26 protein-coding genes are annotated in these 22,696 nt (G+C 43.2%); 22 read left to right on the top strand and 4 right to left on the bottom strand.

Annotation, left to right across the window (positions count from 1 at the left end; genetic code table 11):
* Positions 1-9: 9 nt before the first annotated feature.
* Positions 10-726 carry a hypothetical protein gene (locus IKN49_02545; GenBank protein ID MBR3631930.1) on the bottom strand — a complete coding sequence of 239 codons (717 nt, stop codon included), beginning with the start codon at positions 724-726 and terminating at the stop codon, positions 10-12.
* Positions 716-856, bottom strand: coding sequence for a hypothetical protein (locus IKN49_02540; protein ID MBR3631929.1), 141 nt, complete (start codon positions 854-856; stop codon positions 716-718). Before IKN49_02540 ends, IKN49_02545 begins: the two co-directional genes overlap by 11 nt.
* 217 nt (positions 857-1,073) lie before the next feature.
* Here IKN49_02540 and IKN49_02535 point away from each other — a divergent pair, with 217 nt between their 5' ends.
* The gene (locus tag IKN49_02535) at positions 1,074-2,060 is read left to right on the top strand and encodes a hypothetical protein (protein MBR3631928.1); all 987 of its coding nucleotides are present in this window, start codon (positions 1,074-1,076) and stop codon (positions 2,058-2,060) included.
* 83 nt (positions 2,061-2,143) lie between these two features.
* Positions 2,144-3,400 carry an rRNA cytosine-C5-methyltransferase gene (locus IKN49_02530; GenBank protein MBR3631927.1) on the top strand — a complete coding sequence of 419 codons (1,257 nt, stop codon included), beginning with the start codon at positions 2,144-2,146 and terminating at the stop codon, positions 3,398-3,400.
* Positions 3,401-3,454: 54 nt separating this feature from the next.
* On the opposite strand, the gene IKN49_02525 is transcribed toward IKN49_02530, so the two are convergent.
* Positions 3,455-4,195 carry a hypothetical protein gene (locus IKN49_02525; GenBank protein MBR3631926.1) on the bottom strand — a complete coding sequence of 247 codons (741 nt, stop codon included), beginning with the start codon at positions 4,193-4,195 and terminating at the stop codon, positions 3,455-3,457.
* A gap of 180 nt (positions 4,196-4,375) precedes the next feature.
* Here IKN49_02525 and IKN49_02520 point away from each other — a divergent pair, with 180 nt between their 5' ends.
* The 8 genes from IKN49_02520 to IKN49_02485 all read left to right on the top strand — a co-directional run bounded on the left by IKN49_02520 (position 4,376) and on the right by IKN49_02485 (position 12,014).
* Complete coding sequence (locus IKN49_02520; protein ID MBR3631925.1) at positions 4,376-5,029, top strand: porin family protein; 654 nt, start codon at positions 4,376-4,378, stop codon at positions 5,027-5,029.
* Positions 5,030-5,060: 31 nt separating this feature from the next.
* On the top strand, positions 5,061-5,738 hold the full coding sequence (locus tag IKN49_02515; protein MBR3631924.1) for a M15 family metallopeptidase: 678 nt from the start codon (positions 5,061-5,063) through the stop codon (positions 5,736-5,738).
* Between the two features lie 11 nt (positions 5,739-5,749).
* On the top strand, positions 5,750-6,925 hold the full coding sequence (preA, locus tag IKN49_02510; GenBank protein ID MBR3631923.1) for an NAD-dependent dihydropyrimidine dehydrogenase subunit PreA: 1,176 nt from the start codon (positions 5,750-5,752) through the stop codon (positions 6,923-6,925).
* Between the two features lie 54 nt (positions 6,926-6,979).
* Entirely contained in the window at positions 6,980-7,798 is an 819-nt protein-coding gene (locus IKN49_02505; GenBank protein ID MBR3631922.1) for an alpha/beta fold hydrolase, read from the top strand.
* A 14-nt stretch (positions 7,799-7,812) separates the two neighbouring features.
* Entirely contained in the window at positions 7,813-8,364 is a 552-nt protein-coding gene (locus IKN49_02500; GenBank protein MBR3631921.1) for a flavin reductase family protein, read from the top strand.
* A gap of 15 nt (positions 8,365-8,379) precedes the next feature.
* Positions 8,380-9,192: an SDR family oxidoreductase gene (locus tag IKN49_02495; GenBank protein ID MBR3631920.1), complete on the top strand. Its 813-nt coding sequence runs from the start codon at positions 8,380-8,382 to the stop codon at positions 9,190-9,192.
* A 119-nt stretch (positions 9,193-9,311) separates the two neighbouring features.
* The gene (locus tag IKN49_02490) at positions 9,312-10,448 is read left to right on the top strand and encodes a cation transporter (protein MBR3631919.1); all 1,137 of its coding nucleotides are present in this window, start codon (positions 9,312-9,314) and stop codon (positions 10,446-10,448) included.
* Between the two features lie 162 nt (positions 10,449-10,610).
* Positions 10,611-12,014 carry a hypothetical protein gene (locus IKN49_02485; protein ID MBR3631918.1) on the top strand — a complete coding sequence of 468 codons (1,404 nt, stop codon included), beginning with the start codon at positions 10,611-10,613 and terminating at the stop codon, positions 12,012-12,014.
* Between the two features lie 52 nt (positions 12,015-12,066).
* Here the strand turns inward: IKN49_02485 and IKN49_02480 are convergent, their stop codons facing one another.
* Positions 12,067-12,609: a glutathione peroxidase gene (locus tag IKN49_02480; protein MBR3631917.1), complete on the bottom strand. Its 543-nt coding sequence runs from the start codon at positions 12,607-12,609 to the stop codon at positions 12,067-12,069.
* A gap of 152 nt (positions 12,610-12,761) precedes the next feature.
* Here IKN49_02480 and IKN49_02475 point away from each other — a divergent pair, with 152 nt between their 5' ends.
* The 12 genes from IKN49_02475 to IKN49_02420 all read left to right on the top strand — a co-directional run.
* Complete coding sequence (locus IKN49_02475) at positions 12,762-14,534, top strand: 1-deoxy-D-xylulose-5-phosphate synthase (GenBank protein ID MBR3631916.1); 1,773 nt, start codon at positions 12,762-12,764, stop codon at positions 14,532-14,534.
* A gap of 39 nt (positions 14,535-14,573) precedes the next feature.
* Complete coding sequence (locus IKN49_02470; protein ID MBR3631915.1) at positions 14,574-15,089, top strand: nitroreductase family protein; 516 nt, start codon at positions 14,574-14,576, stop codon at positions 15,087-15,089.
* A gap of 214 nt (positions 15,090-15,303) precedes the next feature.
* The gene (gene fabG / locus IKN49_02465) at positions 15,304-16,035 is read left to right on the top strand and encodes a 3-oxoacyl-ACP reductase FabG (protein ID MBR3631914.1); all 732 of its coding nucleotides are present in this window, start codon (positions 15,304-15,306) and stop codon (positions 16,033-16,035) included.
* Positions 16,036-16,067: 32 nt separating this feature from the next.
* A complete protein-coding gene (locus tag IKN49_02460) occupies positions 16,068-17,303 on the top strand; it encodes a beta-ketoacyl-[acyl-carrier-protein] synthase family protein (GenBank protein MBR3631913.1) in 1,236 nt (411 codons plus the stop codon).
* Complete coding sequence (locus IKN49_02455) at positions 17,287-17,547, top strand: hypothetical protein (protein ID MBR3631912.1); 261 nt, start codon at positions 17,287-17,289, stop codon at positions 17,545-17,547. The genes IKN49_02460 and IKN49_02455 overlap by 17 nt, the downstream gene beginning before the upstream one ends.
* 172 nt (positions 17,548-17,719) lie before the next feature.
* A complete protein-coding gene (locus IKN49_02450; GenBank protein MBR3631911.1) occupies positions 17,720-18,271 on the top strand; it encodes a 1-acyl-sn-glycerol-3-phosphate acyltransferase in 552 nt (183 codons plus the stop codon).
* 2 nt (positions 18,272-18,273) lie between these two features.
* Positions 18,274-18,654, top strand: a complete 381-nt coding sequence (locus IKN49_02445; GenBank protein MBR3631910.1) for a hypothetical protein — start codon at positions 18,274-18,276, stop codon at positions 18,652-18,654.
* Entirely contained in the window at positions 18,655-19,104 is a 450-nt protein-coding gene (locus IKN49_02440) for a hypothetical protein (GenBank protein ID MBR3631909.1), read from the top strand.
* Positions 19,101-19,688: an outer membrane lipoprotein carrier protein LolA gene (locus tag IKN49_02435; protein ID MBR3631908.1), complete on the top strand. Its 588-nt coding sequence runs from the start codon at positions 19,101-19,103 to the stop codon at positions 19,686-19,688. The genes IKN49_02440 and IKN49_02435 overlap by 4 nt, the downstream gene beginning before the upstream one ends.
* The gene (locus IKN49_02430) at positions 19,685-21,946 is read left to right on the top strand and encodes a hypothetical protein (GenBank protein ID MBR3631907.1); all 2,262 of its coding nucleotides are present in this window, start codon (positions 19,685-19,687) and stop codon (positions 21,944-21,946) included. Before IKN49_02435 ends, IKN49_02430 begins: the two co-directional genes overlap by 4 nt.
* Positions 21,943-22,353, top strand: a complete 411-nt coding sequence (locus IKN49_02425) for a hypothetical protein (GenBank protein MBR3631906.1) — start codon at positions 21,943-21,945, stop codon at positions 22,351-22,353. The genes IKN49_02430 and IKN49_02425 overlap by 4 nt, the downstream gene beginning before the upstream one ends.
* Positions 22,344-22,696, top strand: a 353-nt coding sequence (locus tag IKN49_02420) for a hypothetical protein (GenBank protein ID MBR3631905.1), incomplete at its 3' end; no start/stop codon positions are given. The genes IKN49_02425 and IKN49_02420, both read left to right, overlap by 10 nt.

The following is a 22,696-nucleotide window of genomic DNA, read 5'->3' as shown; positions in this document are numbered from 1 at the left end:
AAATATATTTTACCAAACTAGGCATACACTCCACAGCAAGATTAAAATGCCAAGTATATACATCATCCATAAACCCAAAGTCGCTAGCCAACGCATATTTAGAAACAAAGCACCTATTAACGTGGCCCGACTGGCAAAAATAGCTGAAAAGTGAATAGTTGCTCCTGTCGTGCGGGCTAATTTTGCCAGAAAAACCGAGCGGCTTACAAAAGTAAGTAAAGCAAGCAATATATAACTTAACAGTACCGGTACAGAACCGACTCGCAGTTTGTGTAAAGGCGCTAACACTTCTCTTAAACTGTTGTCTAATATCACTTTGGCTTGTTGTTTGGCAATCCCTTCTTCCATACTGTTAATTTGACGGCGGACTTTTTCTTTTAATGCTTCCCATAATTCATAGAAAAAATTTTCGGCGTAGGTCGCGGTTTGTTTGAGTGCATATAAGGTGGCCGTTACAAGGGCATATCCCAGGGCAAGTGCCCCGCCGACAGATAACCCCATAAATAAAATAAATCCGGACAAAATAGAGGGATATTTTACATCCAAAACAGTAAGATGGTAAAGCGCGTAAGCGGCAAAGATATACAAAGCCAAGGCAAGCAACAGGTGAGGTAACAGAACGCGTTGCAAAACGGTCAGTGCTCCCCCCAATGCCAACAGAAACCCGCCCCGCAATCTGTCGGTCGCGGAAGCAGGTTGTGGAGTAGTGGAAAGTTTAATGCCCATGACAGCAGCACCCGCCGCAGCAAGTGTGAGTAGATCCTTTTTTGGCGCAAGAGGGCACTTTATCTGATATACGCACTACTTTACCGGTTTTGGGGTCAAATTTATACGTTCCTGTGTTATTGGTAGTCATAAAGATATTGTAGCAGTTTTTAGGTGTACTTAAATCTAATTTTTGACAGTAGAGCATGGCTAAGTAAATCGGCGGTAGTAGGTCTTTTGCTCTAAGAATCAATAGGTCTAAAAAATCCTTGACAGAAAAACATTTTTTTGAAATACTGTTAGTGTGAAGGACATTCAGGCGTGTTAAGTAGGGACAGGCTCCCGATTGGCACCCAAAGGAGAACGATATGCGAAAAATAATATGTGCGTTAGCGGTGCTGGCCTTCTTGCCGGTAGGGGCAGATGCCAAAAAAAACAAAATTAATCTTGATGCCGTTGATCAAGCGGCAGCTCAGGCTCAGCAGGAAGCGGCCAAAACCTTTGACATCTTTGTTGGCGGCTCTGATTTTATTAACTTGAAAAAAAGAGAGCCTGCCTATGTGGATTTTTTGAAAGAGCAAGTAGATGCTATATTAGCAGGAGCCGATAGCATCAGTATGGAGCAAATCCAGAAAGATGGCATTGTGGGCATTAAGTGGTATGATTTTTCCGTAGAAGAAGAGAGTATGATTGTAGAGCTTAGCCAGCGGGCCAACGGGGCATTTGAAGACGTGGATCTAATGGTGTTGCTTGTATTGTTAGATTGCAAAATGAAACAATTTCTTAATCTTCAAGAGCATTCTTTCTCGAGGCCTCATTTAGATGGCCATTTCGAGGCTGCTCAAGACAGTGATTTTGCTTGTTGGGAAAAGCCCGGAATAAATATGCTGTACAAGGGATTACGAGGCGGTACAGAGGCATATCGCCACAAGAGGACCGAATTGATAAAGTATATAAATTCATTTCGCCGCGAGGTCAGACGGTTGCGTTTGGTACAACCGGACGGCACCATTAATGAGCAAAATATAGATAAATTGATGAGTCTGTACGAAGAGAAAAAGAAAGAAGCGGAAACTTTAGCAGATGGTCGGCTCTTGGATGCAAATGATGTGAACAAAAAATTCCAGCGTACCTTAGCTGTAAAGCTCAGAGCACAAGGAATTGGGCTTGAATTTAACGATACAGCAACTTCCGTTAATTATCATGAAGTGGTTTTTAATGATGAAACTGGAGAAGCAGGATACTTCTTTGGGAGCAATCTGGTGGGGTTCGGACCTGGAATGGATTTCTATAAAATCCGCTTTTATGAACTTGATAATCCTAAATCTGGGTATTATTGGCCGAAAGCTAAGTAGTACTCAATATAATCTAGTGATGTATGTTAAAAAGCCCCGCAAATGCGGGGCTTTTTAAGTGCAAATTTTGCTATAGTAAATATATGCAAACAGATTTCTTACCGCCAGAGTTCGTTTCTTATACTGTGCAATTGTTTGGCGCACCGCGATGGCAACATTTCTTGCAAGCATTTGAACAAGATATTCCTGTCAGTATCCGGTTTAATCCGTGGAAGTTGCCGGCTGTTTCCCCCTTTTCTCAAAAGGCACCGGTACCATGGTGTCAGCATGCCTATTGGTTAGATAAACGTCCTGATTTTACGTCAGATCCGCTTTTTCACGCAGGGGCATATTACGTGCAGGAGGCAGGCTCTTTATTTTTAGATCATGTGTTGCGCCAGCATGTCAAAGGACCCGTTTTGGCGCTTGATTTATGTGCCGCTCCCGGCGGCAAATCTACCTTGATGCGTGCGGCACTTCCGGAAGGATCCATGCTAGTTTCCAACGAGCCGGACCGCCGCCGTGCCAACATTTTACTGGAAAATATGCTTAAACAAGGGCATCCGGACGTACTGGTAACGCATAATTATGCCGCTGATTTTCAAAAGACAGATTGGACATTTGATGTGATTTTGACGGATGTTCCCTGTTCCGGGGAAGGATTATTTCGCAGAGATAGTGCAGCGATCAATGAATGGAGTGTTTCTAATGTTAATTTTTGCCAAAAACGCCAACGTCAAATTTTGCAAGATATTTGGCCTTGCCTGCGTCCGGGCGGACTACTGATTTACAGTACATGCACGCTTAACACGAGCGAAAACGAAGAAAATGTACGTTTCATTGCCGAAGAACTGGGCGCGGAGATTTTATCTGTTCCGGTAGAACCGTCGTGGAACATTACCGGCTCTTTACTGGAGAATTGGAATGCATCCGTGTATCGTTTTATTCCCGGTATCACACGTAGTGAAGGATTGTTTATGGCGGTTCTGCGCAAAAAAGGAACTCCCCCCGCGCACAGCTTTATACCGGCTTCGGCGCGGCGGTACGCGCAAGGGCATCGGTTAATACATGTTTTGTCTGATGGGATTCCGACTTTTGAGCAAAAAGGAAAAGAGCAAATTCCGTCCATAGCGCATGCTCTTTCTTTACACACTGCGCCGGATGCTTATCCACGTATAGAATTAACGCTCGAACAAGCAAAACGTTATTTGCACCGCGAAAGTTTTGCCTTGCCTGCGGGTACTGCTAAAGGATTTGTAGTCGTCACTTATCAAAATCAGCCGCTTGGATTTATGAAAAACATTGGCGAGCGTGCCAATAATTTGTATCCCAAAAATTGGGCCATCCGCAAATCTTGTTAAGATACCCCGGGGACTTCACAAAAATCCGAGGAGCCTTGACTTAGCCAAGGATTGTTACATCCATTCGCACTTTATCAAACACAAGTCCTCTTGCGTCTGTGCATGAACTACTGCATGCAAAGTGGTGTGCTCATCAATTTTTTGTACTTTGCTGATTAGTTGCTCGCCGTATTTGATTTCTTTTTTGAAGATAATGTCTATATTTTTTAGCTTTTTATCGTGTTTCCACTCGTAAGGGAGCGGCTCAAGGGCCCATACGATGTAATTGCCGTTATTGGCATGCATATTTACATCTATATCGTTATAGCGCACCTTAAAAGTCTCTTCATAGTCTGTCTGTGTGAGAGCGGGTATCTTGCTAAATTTTAGATCTTCCTCGGTGGGTACAAACTGAATCATATTTTCATTGTTTGCCAATACCTTGCCCACATGAGCGATTTCTAAAGTTTCGCTGTTGACTAAAGCCCACACACTGGAAGCGCGGCCGCACAATTTTCCGTCTGCGTACAGGGCAAAATTGCGATACGCAAACAGGCGGTTGTAGCCGCGCGGTTGCGTTTTGATAGTGAGCGGCTTACCATGGAGTGGATAATCGGTAAATTCAATGCGGTACTTGAGAAGTACCCACATGAGTTTTTGCGGGTAAATAGTCGAATAACCAAACCCCAGCTTTTCGGCACTTTCGGCGGCTAAATCTTGAAAGAAATTAAGTAACGAAAAGGGTTTTAAGGTGTTGTTACAGTTACTATCGGAATAGCGGATATGTATGGTTTTTTCCAGTATTAAGTCTTGCATAAACTCCCCCTTTGTATCTTGTATAGTGTAGCAAATAACGGAGGGTATTTTTATGATAAGTAGCAAGACTCGCTATAGAAAATCGGTTTAGATACCAAAAAATCCGTGATTAAGTGATTGCACAAAAAGGATGTGAGTTATTTGAAACAATGTAGTACAATGAAAGGAAAAGGAGAGAATATGAGAAAAGCGATTTTTTCTTGTGCTGTTTTGTTTCTCTGTCTACCGGCTTTTGCGCAGTTAGAGCAAGGGCAGCATATGCTAGGAGGCCGACTGGGACTGGGATTTCAATTGGAAAATTCTGGCATATCTTATTCTGATTCGGACCGTATAGACTGGGGAACGCTGGGTGTGGAATATGGGTTGTCCTATTACTATTTGCTAACGGAGCATATCGGATTGGGAGCGGATATTTCCTATGGAGATTTTGAAGGCGGAGAACTGTTTAACTCCAGTGAGGATGTGGATGATACAACCCGTCTATTTAATGCTATGCTTTCCGCTCGTTTAACAGCCAATCCGTCCAGTAAATTCCGTTGGTATATCCCAGTTGGGCTGGGCATTACCTCCGTTCAGCAAGATATACATGTTGATAAACATGGTATTAAGTATGACAAAAAAGCTACCGATACTTCGCTGGTGTGGTTTGTGGGGGCCGGGCTGGAGTTTGATTTGGGAAGTAATGGTTGGTCTATGGGCTTAGAGGCGCGCTATTATACCTTCCATTATGACACTGACAAGTTAATACGTCATGCACCGCCGGCCATTACAGGGGACGGAAACCGCCGCTTAAGTTATCTGTTATTTCAGTTACTTGTCAGCAAACGATTTTAGTTGTAATTAATCTTTTTACAAAGGAGTGTTCATGAAAAAAATTATTCTGATGTGCGTGTTGTTTTTCGCCTGTATGGCATCAGCTACAGCTGATACTATCTCCACCGATAAAAGTGGATTTGACAAGATCTATAATGTGATTGATGATGCGGTGTTTGATTTGCGTTATTATTCCCCTTATAACTTTACCGGCCATAAAATCAGAGGCTATAAAGCACCGGTGGCTTATATGACCAAAGAAGCCTTACAAGCATTGGCGGTGGCCGCGGCGGATTTGCGCGCGCAGGGGTATCGCATTTTGGTGTGGGATTCTTACCGTCCTCAAAAAGCGGTGGATCATTTTGTGGAATGGATTAATGATCCCAATGACGAGGGAAATAAGAGTTTTTATCCTACGCTTAAAAAATCGGATTTAATTGCCGGCATGTATATTATGCCCAAATCGGGTCATACGCGCGGTAGCACGATTGATTTAACGATTATTAAACAGGACGGTTCTTTTGTGGATATGGGTGGTACCTTTGATTTATTTAGCCCCATTTCCCATCCTGATTACAAAAAACTAACCAAAAAGCAAAAACGCAACCGCAAAATTTTGCGTGATGCCATGGTCAAGGCAGGTTTTAATACGCTGGATTCCGAGTGGTGGCATTTTACGCTTAAAAACGAACCTTACCCAGATACATATTTCAATTTTGACGTGGAATAAGGAGCTATCTTATGGCAACATTACATACAAATATTTTAGGAATTGATTTTGAAAACCCATTTTTACTTGCCTCAGCACCTCCGACGGCGCTAATTGAAAGCATTGATAAGGCTTTTGAATTGGGGTGGGGCGGAGCGGTCCTAAAAACCATTACGCCCGATGACCTAGAAATGAACGAAGCCAGCCCGCGCTATGCCACGCTTACGGACAAAAAGCGCATTATCGGCTTTCAAAACATTGAACTTCTAAGCCACCAAACCATACAATACTGGTGCGATGGTATTAAATATCTAAAACAAAAACATCCGACGAAAGTGGTCATTGCCAGTATTATGTCTCCGGTGGATAAAACCGCCTGGCAGACACTTACCAAAACGCTAAATGATACGCCCGCAGATGCTTTTGAACTCAATTTTTCCTGTCCGCACGGAATGCCGGAAAAAGGAATTGGTATGGCAATCGGTACAGATGCGGAAGTTTCGGCTCAGATTACGAGTTGGGTAAAAGAAGTGGCACAAAAGCCCGTTTTTGTAAAACTCTCGCCAAATGTGACCAATATCGCCGCCATTGCCTGCGCGGTGGAAAAGGCCGGAGCCGACGGATTGGCGGCCATTAACACGGTGCAAGGTTTTATGGGAATAGATTTGAATACGTTGCGTCCTATGTTGGATGTAAACGGCAAAACGACTTTTGGTGGGTGTTCCGGCCCTATCGTGCGCCCTATCGGACTTCGTTGTGTAGCGCAGTTGCGCCAAGCCAGTCAGTTGCCTATTTTGGGACAGGGCGGTATTTCTTCTTGGGAAGACGCGGCTCAGTATATTGCTGTTGGTTCCGATGCGGTAGAAATTTGCACGGAAGTCATGTTAAATGGGTATAAGGTTATCGGTCCTATGCTCAAGGGATTACAGGCTTATTTGGAAGAGAAAGGTTTTGCAGACCTCCGTGACCTGAAAAATAAGGCCGTGGAACAAATTACCGCCCATAAAATGCTACAGAAAACGCCGCTTGCCTATCCGAAAATAGATCACGAAAAGTGCGTTCGCTGTGGAAAATGTGTAACGATTTGCACGGAGTCCGAGCATCAAGCCTTACGCTTGGAGGACGGATTTTTACAAGTGGACAAAGCACGTTGTGTAGGCTGTGGTTTATGCCGCTTTGTTTGTCCCGCAGGTGCAATTAAAAACTAGGGTTTTTGGTATTACTCGCGATAGTTTTATGGACCAAAATGTTAAAATAAAAGTATGAGAAAATTACTTTTATTAAGTGTTACTTTAACATTGCTGGCGGCGTGTGCCAGTCAGCCGGTACGTAAAGATTTTATTATCGACGGTGACCATGGAAAATTGGCTGCCGTTTTGCAAGCCCCGAAAAATAAGAAGAATTACCCGCTGGTTATCATTGCACATGGGTTTAATGCTAGCAAAGAGATGTATTTGCTGACTGACCTTGCTAAGCAACTCAATCAGCGCGGTATCGCCACGTTGCTTTTTGATTTCAACGGACATGGACAGAGCGAAGGCTCTTTCTTGGATATGACTATCCCCAATGAATTGGAGGACGCCCGTCGTGTGTACGCTTATGCCGCCCAATTGCCGCAAGTGCAATCTGTTTCCATGACGGGACACTCTATGGGGGCAGTAGTAGTAGCCATGTTGGCCGGCGAACTGGGAGCAGATAAGATAAAAACCATTGTGCTAATGTCCCCCGCCCCCGAACTTACGGAAGATACTGCTAAGGGCGATTTGTTCGGTGTGCGTTATAATACAAAGCATATTCCGCAATATATTACTTTATCTAACGGCCTGAAAGTCGGGCGTGCGTTTTTGGCCACTACTCCTACGGTGCCTATTTATAAAACCGCAAAACACTACACAGGTCCTGTGCTTATAGTACATAGCAAAGATGACCAGCTTGTTCCCTATCGCTACGGTGTGGAATTTAGCAAAATTTACAAGGATGCTCGCTTGGAGCTCTTAGAAGGTTTTGATCATAATTTTACACAGGATACCCCCTCCGTTAATGCAAAAATTGCCGATTATTTAGCGGAGCAACTTTTATAAAAAGAGTTGAAAATATGCGAAAAGGAAAAATAGAGAGAGCTTTTACCTATTTGGAATCCGGTTCTGTGTTACTCGTTACTACTCACGACGGGAAAAAGGACAATGTAATGACGATTTCCTGGCAAATGGTATTGGATTTTACCCCCCGCTTTGCGATTTGTACGGGCGGTTGGAATGAATCTTTTGAGACGATTTTGCGCACCAAACAATGCACTTTATGCGTGCCCGCAGTGGACATGATTGATCAAGTGGTTGGCATCGGCACATTACATGCATCCGAATGCGATAAATTTAAGCATTTTCATCTTAAAAAACAAAAACCTGCTAAGATAAAAGCCCCGCTGCTGGCGGACTGTTTGGCGGCTGTCGAGTGCAAACTGGTCGATTATGTGAAAGAGCATGATATACTGGTGCTAAAGGGCGTTCAATTATGGGAAAATCCGCTTAAAAAAGAACGGCGCGTCATTCATGCTAATGGCGACGGTACTTTCTTTGCGGACGGAGAATTCTTTAACTGTAGAGAACAGATGCGATGCCGTTTGCCCGAAGGTGCGGAACGCTTGTAACAGGACGGAGAAAGTATGGTTGATTATGGCTTGAAAGACAAAGTGGTTTTGATTACGGGGGCAAATAATCCGCAAGGAATCGGTGCGACGACGGCCTTTGCTTTTGCGCGCGAAGGGGCTAAGGTGGCTTTGGTATATAAAAAAGTACTGCGGCCTTTTGATAAAAATAAGACGAGCAAAAACGGGGTAGACCGGTATTACGCGGCCAATGCGGCCAATGCAGATACGGTGGCCGCTAAACTCAAAGAAATGAATGCCGATTACATGGTTTTAGAAAGCGATATTTCAAGTGAGAGCGCCGTAAAGGAGATTTACCGCGCAGTACTGGAAAAGTTCGGCAAAGTGGATGTTTTGGTCAATAATGCGGCCGTGGATGATGAAAACGGTTTAGATACGATAGAAAAAATTACGCAACAAGTCATTGACGATACCTTTGCGGTCAACGTGCGCGGAAGTATTTTGATGACTCGGGAATTTATTAAGCAGCGCGGCGATTACGGACGGATTATTAATATTTCTACAGACGCAGCGCAGATTTTTGCCGGCCAGATTACTTATGGGGCGAGCAAGGCGACTTTAGAGGCCCTGACGCGCAGTATCGCACTAGAGGTGGCCCAGTATGGCATTACCGTCAATTGCGTTTCCCCCGGCCCCACGCAAACGGGGTGGATTGATGCTGATTTGGAGAAAGCGGTCCTACCACTTATTCCCATGGGAAAATTGATTGCCCCGGAAGATATTGCCGAGACTATTTTATTTTTAGCCAGTGAGCAGGCCAAAATGCTTACCGGCCAAGTCCTCAAAGTTTCCGGCGGACATGCGCTTTAGAGGTAAGTATTACTTATGAAATAAAATTTTGGACTAGAATATATCTGAAGGATAGGGTATATACTCGTGCAAAATAGTAAAATACCTGTAAGATATATTTACCAAGTCGGAGAAAACCTATGGAAGAAACACAAAACATGCGCGCTTTAGCCGCCAGCAGAGAACAAATTATTGTGCGTACCAGTATCGTTGGCATTGTGACCAATATACTGCTCGCTGCCTTTAAGGCTACGGTAGGGCTCTTGTCTAACTCCATTGCTATTATTTTAGATGCGGTTAACAACCTTTCTGACGCTCTTTCTTCCGTCATTACGATTATCGGAGCTAAACTGGCAGGTAAACTGCCCGATAAAAAGCATCCGCTGGGGCATGGGCGCATAGAATATCTGAGTTCTATGTTAGTGTCGGCGCTTGTGTTGTACGCGGGTATTACGGCACTGATAGAATCTGTCAAAAAAATTATTCATCCCGAAGTTGCCCACTATTCTCTACTTACGTTGATTGTTTTGGTGGTGGCGATTATCGTCAAACTGGTGCTTGGTAAATATGTGAAAGCCAAAGGCGAACAAGTGAGTTCCGGTGCGCTGATTGCGTCGGGCTCGGATGCGTCTTTTGATGCCATATTGTCTGCCTCCGTGCTTGCTTGTGCGCTACTATATTTGTGGTGCCATATTTCTTTGGAAGCATATGTGGGCGTGGCTATTTCCCTCGTGATTATTAAAGCCGGTATTGAGATGCTGAAAGAAACGCTCAATGATATTTTAGGCCAACGCCCCGAACCGGAACTGGTCAAACAAGTAAAAGAAATCATCCAAGCAGAGCCGCTTGTGCACGGAGTATATGACTTGCTGATTAATAACTACGGCCCGAATAAAAACTATGCGTCTTTGCACTTGGAATTAGACGATACGCTTACGGTGGCGCAAGTGGACGAATTAACGCGCAAAATAGAAAATGAAGTGTTCCATAAAACGGGGATTATTTTGACGGGCGTGGGCGTGTATGCTTATAACACCGGTAATGAGGAAATTGCACATATTCGCAATACCATACAGGAAATCGTCCTCTCGCACGACTGGGCATTGCAAATGCACGGGTTTTATGCAGATACCGCCAAAAAGAGCTTACAATTTGATGTGGTGCTTAGTTTCGACGTAGAACGCAAAGAGGCTATAAAAATCTTAACGCAGGAAGCACAAGCCAAATTCCCGGGTTATGCTATTCAAATTACGCCGGACGTAGATTTGGCAGATTAGAGCTCTGTCTGTTTGACAGCGTATGGCTATTTGCGCCGTTCTCAGTATAATAAAGTGCCGGATGAAGAAAGAAGATTTGACAGGAAAATCAACGATTAAACCATTGACAAAACTATTTCTTTCACTTAGAATAAGAAGATAGAGACTGTTAAGGAGAAAACAATGAAATTTTGCTATCTTTTTTTGGCTGTTGGCTTGATGTTAAGCCTACCTGTTGAGGCGGCTGCTTTGGATGCTTCTCAACAGGAACGGCGTTTGCAACAAGAGATGAACGTACATAAGGGGTCTCCTTTAGTATCCTATGTTACGCGGGAATTACAAAATTACTACGGTCGTAGTGATTTTAGTGACCCTCAACACACTACCGGTTGGTATCGAGTAGATGATTTTTTGCAATGGTTACAAATCAAATCAAGCCAATTAAATCAGGAAACGATTAGGCTGGGCTCGTCTCCGCGTCCTATTTCTCGCTTGTTAGAAACAGATGCTTTTTTGAATAACCCTTCCGTGAATGCCGGCTTGTGGGTATATTTGGGCGCTCGCTATATAGCGGATGTATATGGCGTATCTGCTGATTTTTCTAAATTAACCATTATTTATGAAGAAAAATCAGACTTGGCAGTTGGTTTAGGACTGGGTACGATTGTAGCCTCTGCTAAAGAGGGAACCAGTGCTCCGGAAAGAATTAATTTAGGGATACATGAGGGAACTCATTTATTTCCCTTCTTGGAGAACTCGAATTCTCAACTTACTTTATCGGAGATGGCAACTTTTTATTCTCAGTACAATTACGGATTGCCTGTGAAAGCCTCCAGTGCACAGAACTTGGGCAAAGGGGTGCGTGATTTTCGTAGAACGTGGAAATACCGCCCTGATTGGAATTTATTGTATGAATATAATTATTTTGTTGCGGGACTTTTACTTAATCCTACATTGAAAAAGAAGGATATTTTTAGTCTCCGTAACGATGGGCAACCTTTCCAAGCACATCCTATCTGGTACACTATTTGTAATTTAGTGGTAGCCAAAAATAATCGTTTTTTTGTTAAACTTCCCAATGGAACTCGCAGAACCATGAGCGAGCATGATATTTTGACGTATTATTCGGATGATTTTCATATTACTCCACAAGATATAGCGCTGTGGAAGAAGTATCCAGGAAAGGATTTTTATTTGGGGAAAGTCCCTGCTAATGTGTTATATCCTTCTACTCCTTCAACACATTGGTTTGTCAAAGTCTCTGACTCGGCGGTAACCTTTACGGAATATGTTCCCCAAAATATGGTGCAATATTTGACAACCATTTTTGGTTCTCGTAATGCCCATAAAGTCCGTAAGTTTTATGAAAGCATTTTGAATAATTTGCCAAAAGATGTGGTTGCCAAAATTGAACAAAATTGGAACTATCAAACACTAAATACTTTTGATATTTCAAGTCCGGCCGGTCGGCAAGTGAGGGAGGAAATAGTGGAACCGTATCAGAAGGAAATCACTCGGGCTATTTTGATTGCCTTGAAAGAAGCGGGGGCAGCACCGGTTCCTCCGTTACCGGAAGGCTATTTGTAAAATCTTTTCTGTTGTGTGTATAAAAAAACCCCGCTTTTGCGGGGCTTTTTTATTAGATTACTGATTTAACACATTTCTCTACTTCGTCCATGTCTGCCGTTGGTTCAAAGCGTGCCACTACATTGCCTTGGCGGTCTATCACGAATTTCGTAAAGTTCCACTTAATATCCGGCGAGTTTTTCCAGTTTGGATCTTTTTCTGCCATCATTTTTTCCAAAATTTCTTTGTGTTTATGCTCTCCAAAGCCCTTAAATCCTTGTTTTTCTTTCAGATAAGTATAAAGCGGTAGGGCATCAGGACCGTTTACGTCCGATTTTTTCATTTGAGGGAATTTTGTGTTGTAATGTAACGTGCAAAATTGATGTATTTCCTCGTCATTGCCGGGGGCTTGATGGCCAAATTGGTTGCAGGGGATATCAATAATCTCTAATCCTTGCGTGTGATATTGTTCATACACTTTTTCCAAACCCTCGTATTGCGGCGTAAAACCACATCCGGTGGCTGTATTTACAACAATTAATACTTTGCCCTTATAGTCCGCAAGGGCCTGTTCTTTCCCGTCTGCTGTAGGTACCTGATAATCGTAGATAGTCATTCTATTTCCCCTCTCACTTAAATTTTTGTACGTCCTTTATGCCATTATATAAATATAAATTCCAAAAAGAGAAGTGTTTTCTCTTCAAATACTCAAAATTTTATTGACATAGAGTTAACTTCAACTGGTACAATGTTATGCAGGAGGGTTTTATGGCTGTCACACAAACAAACATGTTGAAAGATGTAAACTCAGCGGATGATTTGAAGAAGTTGAACGCCGAAGAATTAACTCTTTTAGCAGAGGAAATGCGAGCATTAATGATTCAAAAAGTGGACACCACCGGTGGTCACTTTGGTTCCAACCTGGGGATTATTGAAGCTACGATTGCCTTGCACTATGTGTTTAATTCCCCTAAAGATAAATTTGTGTTTGATGTATCACATCAATGCTATGCGCATAAAATAATTACAGGGCGTAAAGCAGGTTTTACAGATCCCGCCTGCTATAATGACTACACCGGTTATACCGCGCCGGAAGAAAGCGAACACGACTGTTTTAAGGTGGGCCATACCTCCACATCTGTTAGCTTGGCTTTAGGGCTTGCCAAGGGGCGGGATTTGCTTGGGCAAAAAGGCAACGTCATTGCAATAATCGGGGACGGCTCGCTGACAGGTGGCGAAGCGTTGGAAGGACTCAATAACGCCGCTGTTTTTGGCAGTAACCTCATTATTTTGCTAAACGATAACGATATGTCTATTGCCGAAAATCAGGGCGGTATTTGCAACTTGCTTACGGAACTGCGCGAACATAACGGCAACGTAAAGAACAATTTCTTTAAGGCTATGGGTTTTGAGTATTTATATTTGGACGAAGGGAACAATATACAAAAACTGATTGAGCTCTTCCAAAAAGTAAAAGATATCAATCACCCGATTGTTGTGCATATCCACACAAAAAAAGGTAAAGGCTTTACGCCGGCTGAAGTGAACAAAGAGCCGTTTCATTGGATTATGCCGGGCACGATTGCACATCTAAATGATAAACCAAAACCCGTTGGCGAGAATTATAACTCGCTTACCAAAGATTATCTGGAACAGAAAGTAAAAGAGGGTATGCCGATAATGGTGATATCGGCGGCTACTCCGGGCATTTTTGGCTTTGATAAAGCGTTCCGCACGCGCATGGGCACGCATTACACAGATGTGGGTATTGCCGAAGAGCATGCAGTGGGTTTTGCCTCGGGCATTGCCAAAACGGGCGCGAAGGCTGTATTTTGCGTGTCCAGTTCATTCATACAACGTACTTATGACCAGCTCTCGCAAGACTTGGCTCTCAATAGTAATCCGGCCACTATTCTCGTGTTTTGGGGCGGTATTTCGGGTGGGGATGCCACGCATTTGACCACGTTTGATATTCCACTTATTTCTAACATTCCCAACTTGGTATATTTGGCGCCGACTTGCAAGGAAGAATATCTGCACATGCTAGACTGGTCTACACATCAAAACAAATACCCAGTAGCAATACGTGTGCCGATGAATTTTGTGTCATCCTGCACAAAAGACAACACGGATTACTCCGTTTTGAACAAGTTTAATCTTGTAGAAAAAGGGACCAAAGTGGCACTAATCGGTGTGGGAACTTTCTTTGAGAAAGCGCGTGAAGTGAAGGATTATTTGAAAGCCAAACTAAACATAGATGCTACACTCATTAACCCGCGTTTTATAACGGGACTTGATACGGATTTACTCAACAGCTTGAAAGAGAATCATCAAGTGGTTGTGACATTGGAAGATGGCGAAATTGACGGTGGTTTTGGGGAAAAAATCGCTCGTTTTTATGGCAATAGCGATATGAAAGTGCTCAATTACGGCTCGTTTAAGGAATTCACGGATAAAGTGCCGCTTAGTGAGCTTTACAAAAAATATCGCTTAACGCCGGAACTAATTGTCGAGGATATCATAAAGGCTGGGGTAAAATAATATACCCCTTGAAGTATTACCATTTATAGGAGGAAATAAATGAACTTTACAGAACTTGCCAAGGCACGCTACTCTGTGCGCCAATTTTCGGATAGACCCGTAGAACCCGAAAAACTAAATACTGTACTAGAGGCCGCACGTTTGGCTCCTACTGCTAAAAATTTGCAACCCTTTCACATCTATGTGGTGCAATCTGCCGAGGGCATGAAAAAGATGCGTATGCTTACTCCGTGTCATTACGACGCTCCCGTAGTGCTGATTTTTACCAAAGATACGCAACAAGAATGGCGTCACCCGCAATTGCCGGATGTTGTTTCCGGCGTGGAAGATGTTTCCATTGCAGCTACACATGCCATGTTTGCCGCATCCGAACAAGGATTGGGAACCTGTTGGTTAAACTTCTTCTCTCCAGACGAGGTGAGCAGTGCTTATAATTTGCCGAAAAACGAAGTGCCAGTGGTACTTCTGCCACTGGGATATGCAACAGAAAGTTGCGTTCCGGCTGACCGGCACACACTACGTAAGCAACTAACAGAGTTGGTTTCTTACCTATAAAGGCATTTTCCGAAGATTAAATTCATTAGAGAGCCGCTCTTACTTAACGGTAAGGGCGGTTTGCTTATCTCAAATGTTTGAAATCTATGCAAAACGGACTCTGATTTGCTTTGTTTTCGGGATACAAAGTAATCCCCCCATCACCTAGCAATCTATTTGTCTTATGTGCTCATTTTTAGATATCATAATGATATAGGGTTTTTAAGGAGAAAACATGACATCCACTCGTAAAATTGCATTAGTTACCGGGGCCAGTCGTGGAATTGGTCTGGCGATTGCCAAACAGTTAGCTCAGGACGGTTTTGATATTTGGCTCAATTATCGTTCTAATCACCAAGCGGCACAGGATGCTAAGAAAATGGTGGAAGAATTGGGAGCCGCCTGTACCTTGCTTCCTTTTGACGTAGCCGATAGTAAAGCTGTTGAGGAAGCGTTAAATCCATTACTTGCTAAACAAACCCCCTATGCACTGATTAATAACGCGGGTATCCGCAAAGATAATTTGCTCATTTTTATGCAGGATAAAGAGTGGACGGATGTAATCACTACTATCCTCGGTGGATTTCATAATGTGACCAAAACTGTTTTAGCGGCTATGATACATGCCAAACAGGGCCGAATTGTGAATATCGCCTCCTCTGCCGCCCATGCGCCGGTACCGGGGCAGACCAATTATTCGGCGGCTAAAGCAGGGATTGTAGGCGCTACGCGTAGTTTGGCTGCTGAAGTAGCTAAACGCAACATTTTGGTAAATGCGGTTTCTCCCGGATTTATTGAAACCGAAATGCTGGAAGGATTGCCTATTGATAAAATTTTGCCGCTTATTCCCTTGCATCGTTTGGGCAAGCCGGAAGAAGTAGCCCACTTGGTATCCTTTTTGTGCTCGGATAAAGCGTCTTATATCACCGGGCAAGCTTTCCAAGTCAATGGCGGTATTTGTGTATAAACACTTCTTACTAAACTGATATAATAACGAGTATGGACGATTCTAATACGGTTGTGATTACAGCAATGGGAGCAACTTCTCCCTACGGACAAGGGGTAGATACCTTGTGGAATGGCTTGTTGTCTTCTCAGAATTGTATGCATACGGTGCCGGAGTTGGAATCTTTGGACATGGTGAATACCAAAGTGGCTGCTACTGTCCCCGCGACCGATTATTCTTTCATTCCCCGAAAATACCGCAGAAGTATGAGCCGAATGGGCCTTTATGCCTATTGTGCTGCACAAGAAGCTCTCAAACAGGCCGGATATGAAGTAGCTCCTAATAAATTAGGTTTCTTTATGGGTTCCACACTTAATAGCATCTCTGTGTGGATGGAGTTAACCAGCTATAGCCAAGGAGCCCATTTAGAGCTAATTAAAACATCCGATTTTTTACAAATTATGAATCACTCTCCGTTGGCAGGCGTATGCCAAGCACTTAAAATAAACGGCCCCGCTATGGGCGGAAGTGAGGCGTGCGCTACGGGGCTGATGAATATAGGGCTTGGATTTTTAGCCATTCGCCAAGGACTTGTAGAGCAGGCATTGTGTGGCGGTACGGAAGAGTATCATCCGATGTTTAGTGCCTGTTTTGATATTATGCAAGCTACCTCCAAAAACTCAAATGATAATCCGTCTGCGGCCTGTCGTCCGTTTGACCACAGCAGGACCGGTTTAGTGGTGGCTGAGGGATGCGGCCTGGTGTTTATGGAAAGCAAAAAAAGCGCTCTTAAACGCGGGGCTCCCATTTTGGCAGAAGTGTTAGGTTTTTATGCCAATACAGAGACGGAAAATATGGCTTATCCTTCGGCTGAAACTTTGAGCGTTTGTATGCAAGGCGCGCTGAAAAATGCCAACGTAAAAGCGGAAGAAGTTGATTTGCTAAATGCCCATGCTACGGGCACCATAATCGGTGATATTGCGGAAACACAAGCGGCTCATGCGGTATTTGGGCCTAACCTGCGAATCAATAGTCTTAAGGGGCATTTGGGGCATAGCATGGGGGCCAGCGGATCTCTTGAAAGTATTGCTTGTATCAAAATGTTACAGCATAACACTTTATTACCAACGAAAAATTTACAACAAGTAGATGAAAGGTGTGCACCCTTACAATACAATGCGCAACCGCAAAATATCCCTTTGAATATAATTATGAAAAACAGTTTTGCCATCGGAGGCAATAACTGTTCCCTACTCCTCAGGAGGCCCCCCCATGATTACACGCGATGAAATCATAAAACGCACCAATGAGGCACTCAAGAAAGAATTTGAGTTCACGGATGCGCAACTTACCCCCACTGCCAGACTCAGAGATGATTTAGGTTTGGATAGTTTGGATGCTGTAGATATGGTAGTGGTATTAGAACAACAGTTTGGTGTTACTTTACGTCAAGACTACGATTTGCGCACCATGGTAACATTAAATGATTTGTATGACTTTATTGAGAAGTTAGCACAAACTCATAACAAATAATATGGAGCGCTTGCGCACGGCTTTCAACACAATTTGTATCGGGAGCGCAGCAATAGTTTGGTTGTTTGTTTCTGCTTTGATTGCGTTCCCTTTTTTATGGCTCAGATCCAAAAATAGAGATAGGGCCGTGCGTAGATTTGTATATATCCAATCACGCGGAATCGTATTTTGCATGCGGCTGGCAAGTAAAGCGTTTCGGGTAGAAAAAGTGGAGCGTCCACAAGGAAGTTGTGTGGTGGTGGCTAATCACGCCTCTGCACTTGATTTGTATACGATTAGTGCTTTTGGATTTGACAACGTAGTTTATATTACAAAAGGGTGGGTATTTAGATTGCCGTTTTTTCGCTATATAATGAACGGCGCCGGCTACATAGATGCGGAAAAAACTCCCCCCACCGAAATGCTGGATATATGTAAACAAGCCGTACAAAAAGGTTGTGATATTGTGCTGTTTCCGCAGGGATCGCGTAAAGATCCGCATGCACGATTTAAGAGCGGGGCTTTTTACTTGGCAGAGCAACTCAATTTACCGGTTGTTCCGGTTGCAATTGCAGGCACGCAGAAAATGCTTTCTGCCGGGAGTTTTTGGATCAAACCTGCTAAGATTGTGCTCAAGGATTTTTCGGCTAAATATGTGCAGGATTATCCCGGAGAATTGGGGCATTTGCACATGGCGCAAGATGTGAAAAAACAAATTATGGATTTTGTGGATAAGGAGAACTAGATATGAACAAAAAAATAATGGTTGTATTATTCTTAGCAAGCGTAGGATTAGTGGGATGCCGGACCTTTCCGCCGGTTCATAATATAGAACATCAAGCCGTAGTAGTTAATGACCAACAAAAAGTGGGGAAGGCCATTATTTCAGGTGCTACGCAAAGAGGATGGGAAGCAGAACAAATCCAACCCGGGCTTATTCAAGCTACTTTGAATCGTCGTTCACATCAGGTGGTAGTAGAAATTCCGTACGGGGCTGATTTCTATTCTATTTTGTATAAGGATAGTAAAAACTTACGCTACAATGCTAAAAAAGGAACCATTCATCCTCGATACAACACCTGGATTATTTATTTAAATAGCTCCATCAGTGCTGAGCTCGCCAAGTAAATGAAGATAACTTACCCTGAAATTAGTACGCTTATTCCGCATCGCTCCTCCATGTTACTGGTGGACAAGCTGTTGCATGTGGAAGAAACAAAGGGAGAAATTCAGGCTACTATCGGGAAAAATCATTTGTTTTTGCGAGAAGACGGAACATTAGCTCCGGAGGTTTGTTGTGAGTTAATTGCACAGGGCTTCGGGGCTTGTGAGGCCTTCCGCCGTTTGCAAAAAGGTTTAAGTTTAGAAGGTGGCGGCTATCTGGCCAGTGTGCGAGATGTTGAGATATTTGAGACAGCACATATTAACGACGAGCTGACGGTGCATACTGAAATAGTAGATACATGTTTTAATACTTACATTGTGCGCGGAGAGGTCTTTTGTAAAGAGACAAAACTGGCACAAGCCACCGTCTATCTTTTTATGTGGCAGGGAAAAGAATTACCGCAAGCGATATGAGATATGGACTGATTGTATGTTTTTGTTTTTTTGCCTCTCTGGTTTTTGCACAGACAGAGACGGATTTGCTTGCGCAATATGCCGAGCAAATTAATCAAGTAAAAACCTTGCAGAGTAATTTTTCCGAAGAAAAACACCTATCGCTATTAAACCAGCCCATTAAAAGTACGGGGCAGCTTTCCTTTGATAAAAATGCACAAAAACTATATTGGCAATATCTAACACCTTTCCAAAATGGTTTTTTGATTGAAAAAGAACAAGTGTATCGACTACAAGGAGAGAATAAAACGCGGATCCAAAACACCATGGGCCGCATGATGATGGCTCAAATGGTGGTATGGCTGACATTGGACTTTGAAGCACTTCAACGAGAGTATGACATCTCTTTGAATGGGAGAGAAATCACCTTTGCTCCACGTAATAAAGCACATAAAATCGTCAAACAAATCACTGTGTTGTTGGACGATAAAAATCCGCAAATTGTAAAACAAGTACAAATGGATGAACCCAGCGGTGACTCTGTGCTGTGGAAATTTACGGATGTGCGCATCAATATGCCTTTAGCGAAAGAAGGTTTATTATGAAATTCTTTCATCAATACGGTAAGCTGATTGGACTGTTTGCGCTATCCCTTCTTTGTCTGGCCGGAGTGTTTAGCAGAACCATAGAAGAAAATATGCTTGCTCTGGTGCCACAAAGTATTAGACGGCAAGTAGCACTTTTTGAGCGCTCTCCGCTCAGTCAAAAACTAATTGTGATTGTGACGTCTGCTTCCGCTGCTCAAACCACTCAAATTTCCCAAGATTTGCAAGAAAAACTGACCCAAGCAGGGTTTATTAAACCATGGAGCCTGCCTACGGAGGATGTGGTGCAAACGATGCTGACGGCTTTGCCAGCATGTTTCTCTGTACAAGTGCAACAAATTGCTCAGCAAAAACTTTCCCCCTCGTCGGTTGATGCTCAGTTGGCCGATTACTATGAAAAATTGTTTTCCTTCCAAAGTGTTTTCGTTTCTCATCTTATTACACATGACCCCTTTTATTTAACGGAAATCCTTTTTGACAAGTGGGCCACCATCGGAAATAATGGGCCAAATACTTACGAAAATGGTTTATTAGCCAATCAAGAAGGAACTGTACAAGCAGGATTGTATGATACGAAAGATACGGTATCTGATTTAAGAGCGGCCCATCGGTTGCAAAAATTTTTTACGGACTATCAATTCTCTCTTTCTGACGGAGCTCGTGCGTTTTTCATGGGAGGACTCAGATATACGTTAGAAAACGCCTCCTTGATAAAAAGAGATTTGACAATGATTACCTGGGTCGGTTTAACTTGCTTGAGTGTAATTTTCTTGTGGCTTTTTCGCACGAAACGCGCCCTACTTATTTATGCGCTTGCTTTGCTTGTTTTGCCGCCGGCAGCATTGGCAACACAACTTGTTTTTGGGCATATCAGTGGAATTACCTTAGGATTTGGCAGTGTGGTGGCCGGTTTATCGGTGGATTATGCCATTTATGTGTATTTTGCCTTGCAACAAACTCAACTAGATACAGTGAACGCCTTGGCCCAAGTTCGCAAGCACGTAAGATGCAACTTTTTAACTTCTGCCCTTTGTTTTGTAGCTTTGTTTTTTTCATCGGTTGAGGTGTTTAAGCAAATAGCTGTTTTTGCTTTGGTGGCGCTGACGCTGGCTTTATGGATTTCCTTGCACATTTTTCCGTCGTACTTTAGTAAGCAAATGGCCCCGAAAGGCAAAACGGTTTCTTTAACTGTCAAACCGTTTACTTTTCAAGTAGCGTGCTTAGTCAGCCTACTTTTACTGATATTTGGTCTGTGGGGAGTTACACATGTTTCTTTCAGCCAAGAGCTTGATTCCCTTAATTCTACTTCCACCGATTTTAAGAGAGATAAATCAGTAGCAGATGAGCTGTTCTCTTCGGATCAAAATGCGCTGTTATTTGCGCTGGGTAGTACCCAAGATGAAGCATTGGCTAACAATGAAAAATTATCGGCTCGTTCCCCCCGCCCTTTACCGGTAAGTGAACTTTTTGTTTCCCATCAAACCCAACTGCAAAATGAAGCACGTTGGCAAGAGTTTTGGAATGTTTCTCATCGAAATGACGCTCGTCTTTTGTTACGAGAAGAAGCCCAAAAGAAAGGTTTTCAATCAAATTCATTTTTACCTTTTTGGCAATGGTTGGATCAAACAATGGTCCACGCGCCCAGTGTTGATTTTTCCGCTTGGTATAATCCGGTGCTCACACTTTCAAAGAATTTATATGCCGTTGTAAATATCGTACCTAATGACCCGTTGTATGCTAAGATAGCTGACGGCAAAAACACTTTTTTTGTATCTACTTTGCAACTGCAGAAGGACCTTGTGCAAGGAGTAAAAAAAGAAGCGTTAAGGGTGGTGTGTTTGGCGTTGCTGTTTAACTGGATTGCCGTATGGATGCTTTTCAAAAATTTCAAAGAGACGTTGCTTTGTTTTGTTCCCGTTGTGTTAGGCGGGTGTATTTTATTTGGTTGTCTTGCTGTGTTTGACGTGCAAGTTAATTTGTTTGGACTTATTTTCCTGCCGTTACTTATAGGATTAGGAATAGATTATGCCATTTTTCAGCTGATGAAATTTCATTCACAAGAAACTCCCCCCCATCTACTCTACCCCACCAAAGCATTATTGGCAGCCGGATTATCTACGCTAGCCGGATTTGGAGTGTTGGTGCTAGCCAAACATGCTGTTTTGTGTATGATGGGGCTCTGTGCTCTGTTGGGAATTGGCGGAGCCATTGGGGTCGCTTTGTGGATATTACCGGCTTTTAAGGAGCAAAAGATATGAGAAAATACCTCTTAGGCCTGTGTGTTTTGTTTGTGGGATGTGCTCACTCTTTGGTATATCAACCGACCCCGATACAACCTATTTCTATGCAAGAAGCCGCACGAGCCAGTGGTGTCCTGCACCCGAAAGACCTGTATTTTACGTTAATTAGCCATTACCAAGGGGATAAGGCTCGGGTGGTGATATTGACGGAGCCTGCTTTGAAATTGGCTGATTTAACGGTATCTCAAGAGCAAATATATGTACACTATAAAGAAACGCAAGTACCGGTTAGTTTAGTTCGTGCGTGGGGTAAACTGGTGCAAACCCAATTTTTAACACCCTGTCCTTCTAGGCAGATTGCACAATCTGCCGAAGGAATAAACGGAACCTTTGAACTGGAAGTAACGGGAGGCATATGTCGGTAGAAAAAGCAATTAAAGCGTGTTATCAAGCACGCACAGCAGAAGGATTTCTATATAAATTACCCGTAGATTTCCCTGCCTTTCGAGGGCATTTTGAGGGACATCCGTTACTACCGGCTGTGTGTCAAATTTCATTCTGTAGTGATGCGGCCAGCCGTTTGTTAGGAAAGGAAGTGGAAATGACAGCTATCAAACGAGCTAAATTTGTAAGTCCTGCTTTGCCGGATAGCACTTTAGAAATAAGTTTAACACTACGTCCGGACGGGTGGTATTTTGCGGAACTGACAGATCCCCGTAGCGGTAAAAAATTAAGCCAGCTAATCTTACAATTTTCGGAGAGGAAATC

It is taken from the genome of Elusimicrobiaceae bacterium (assembly GCA_017528825.1).
GTDB lineage: Bacteria > Elusimicrobiota > Elusimicrobia > Elusimicrobiales > Elusimicrobiaceae > Avelusimicrobium.
Note: the sequence above shows the minus strand (reverse complement) of the source record. Positions and strands in the feature narration are given on the sequence as shown.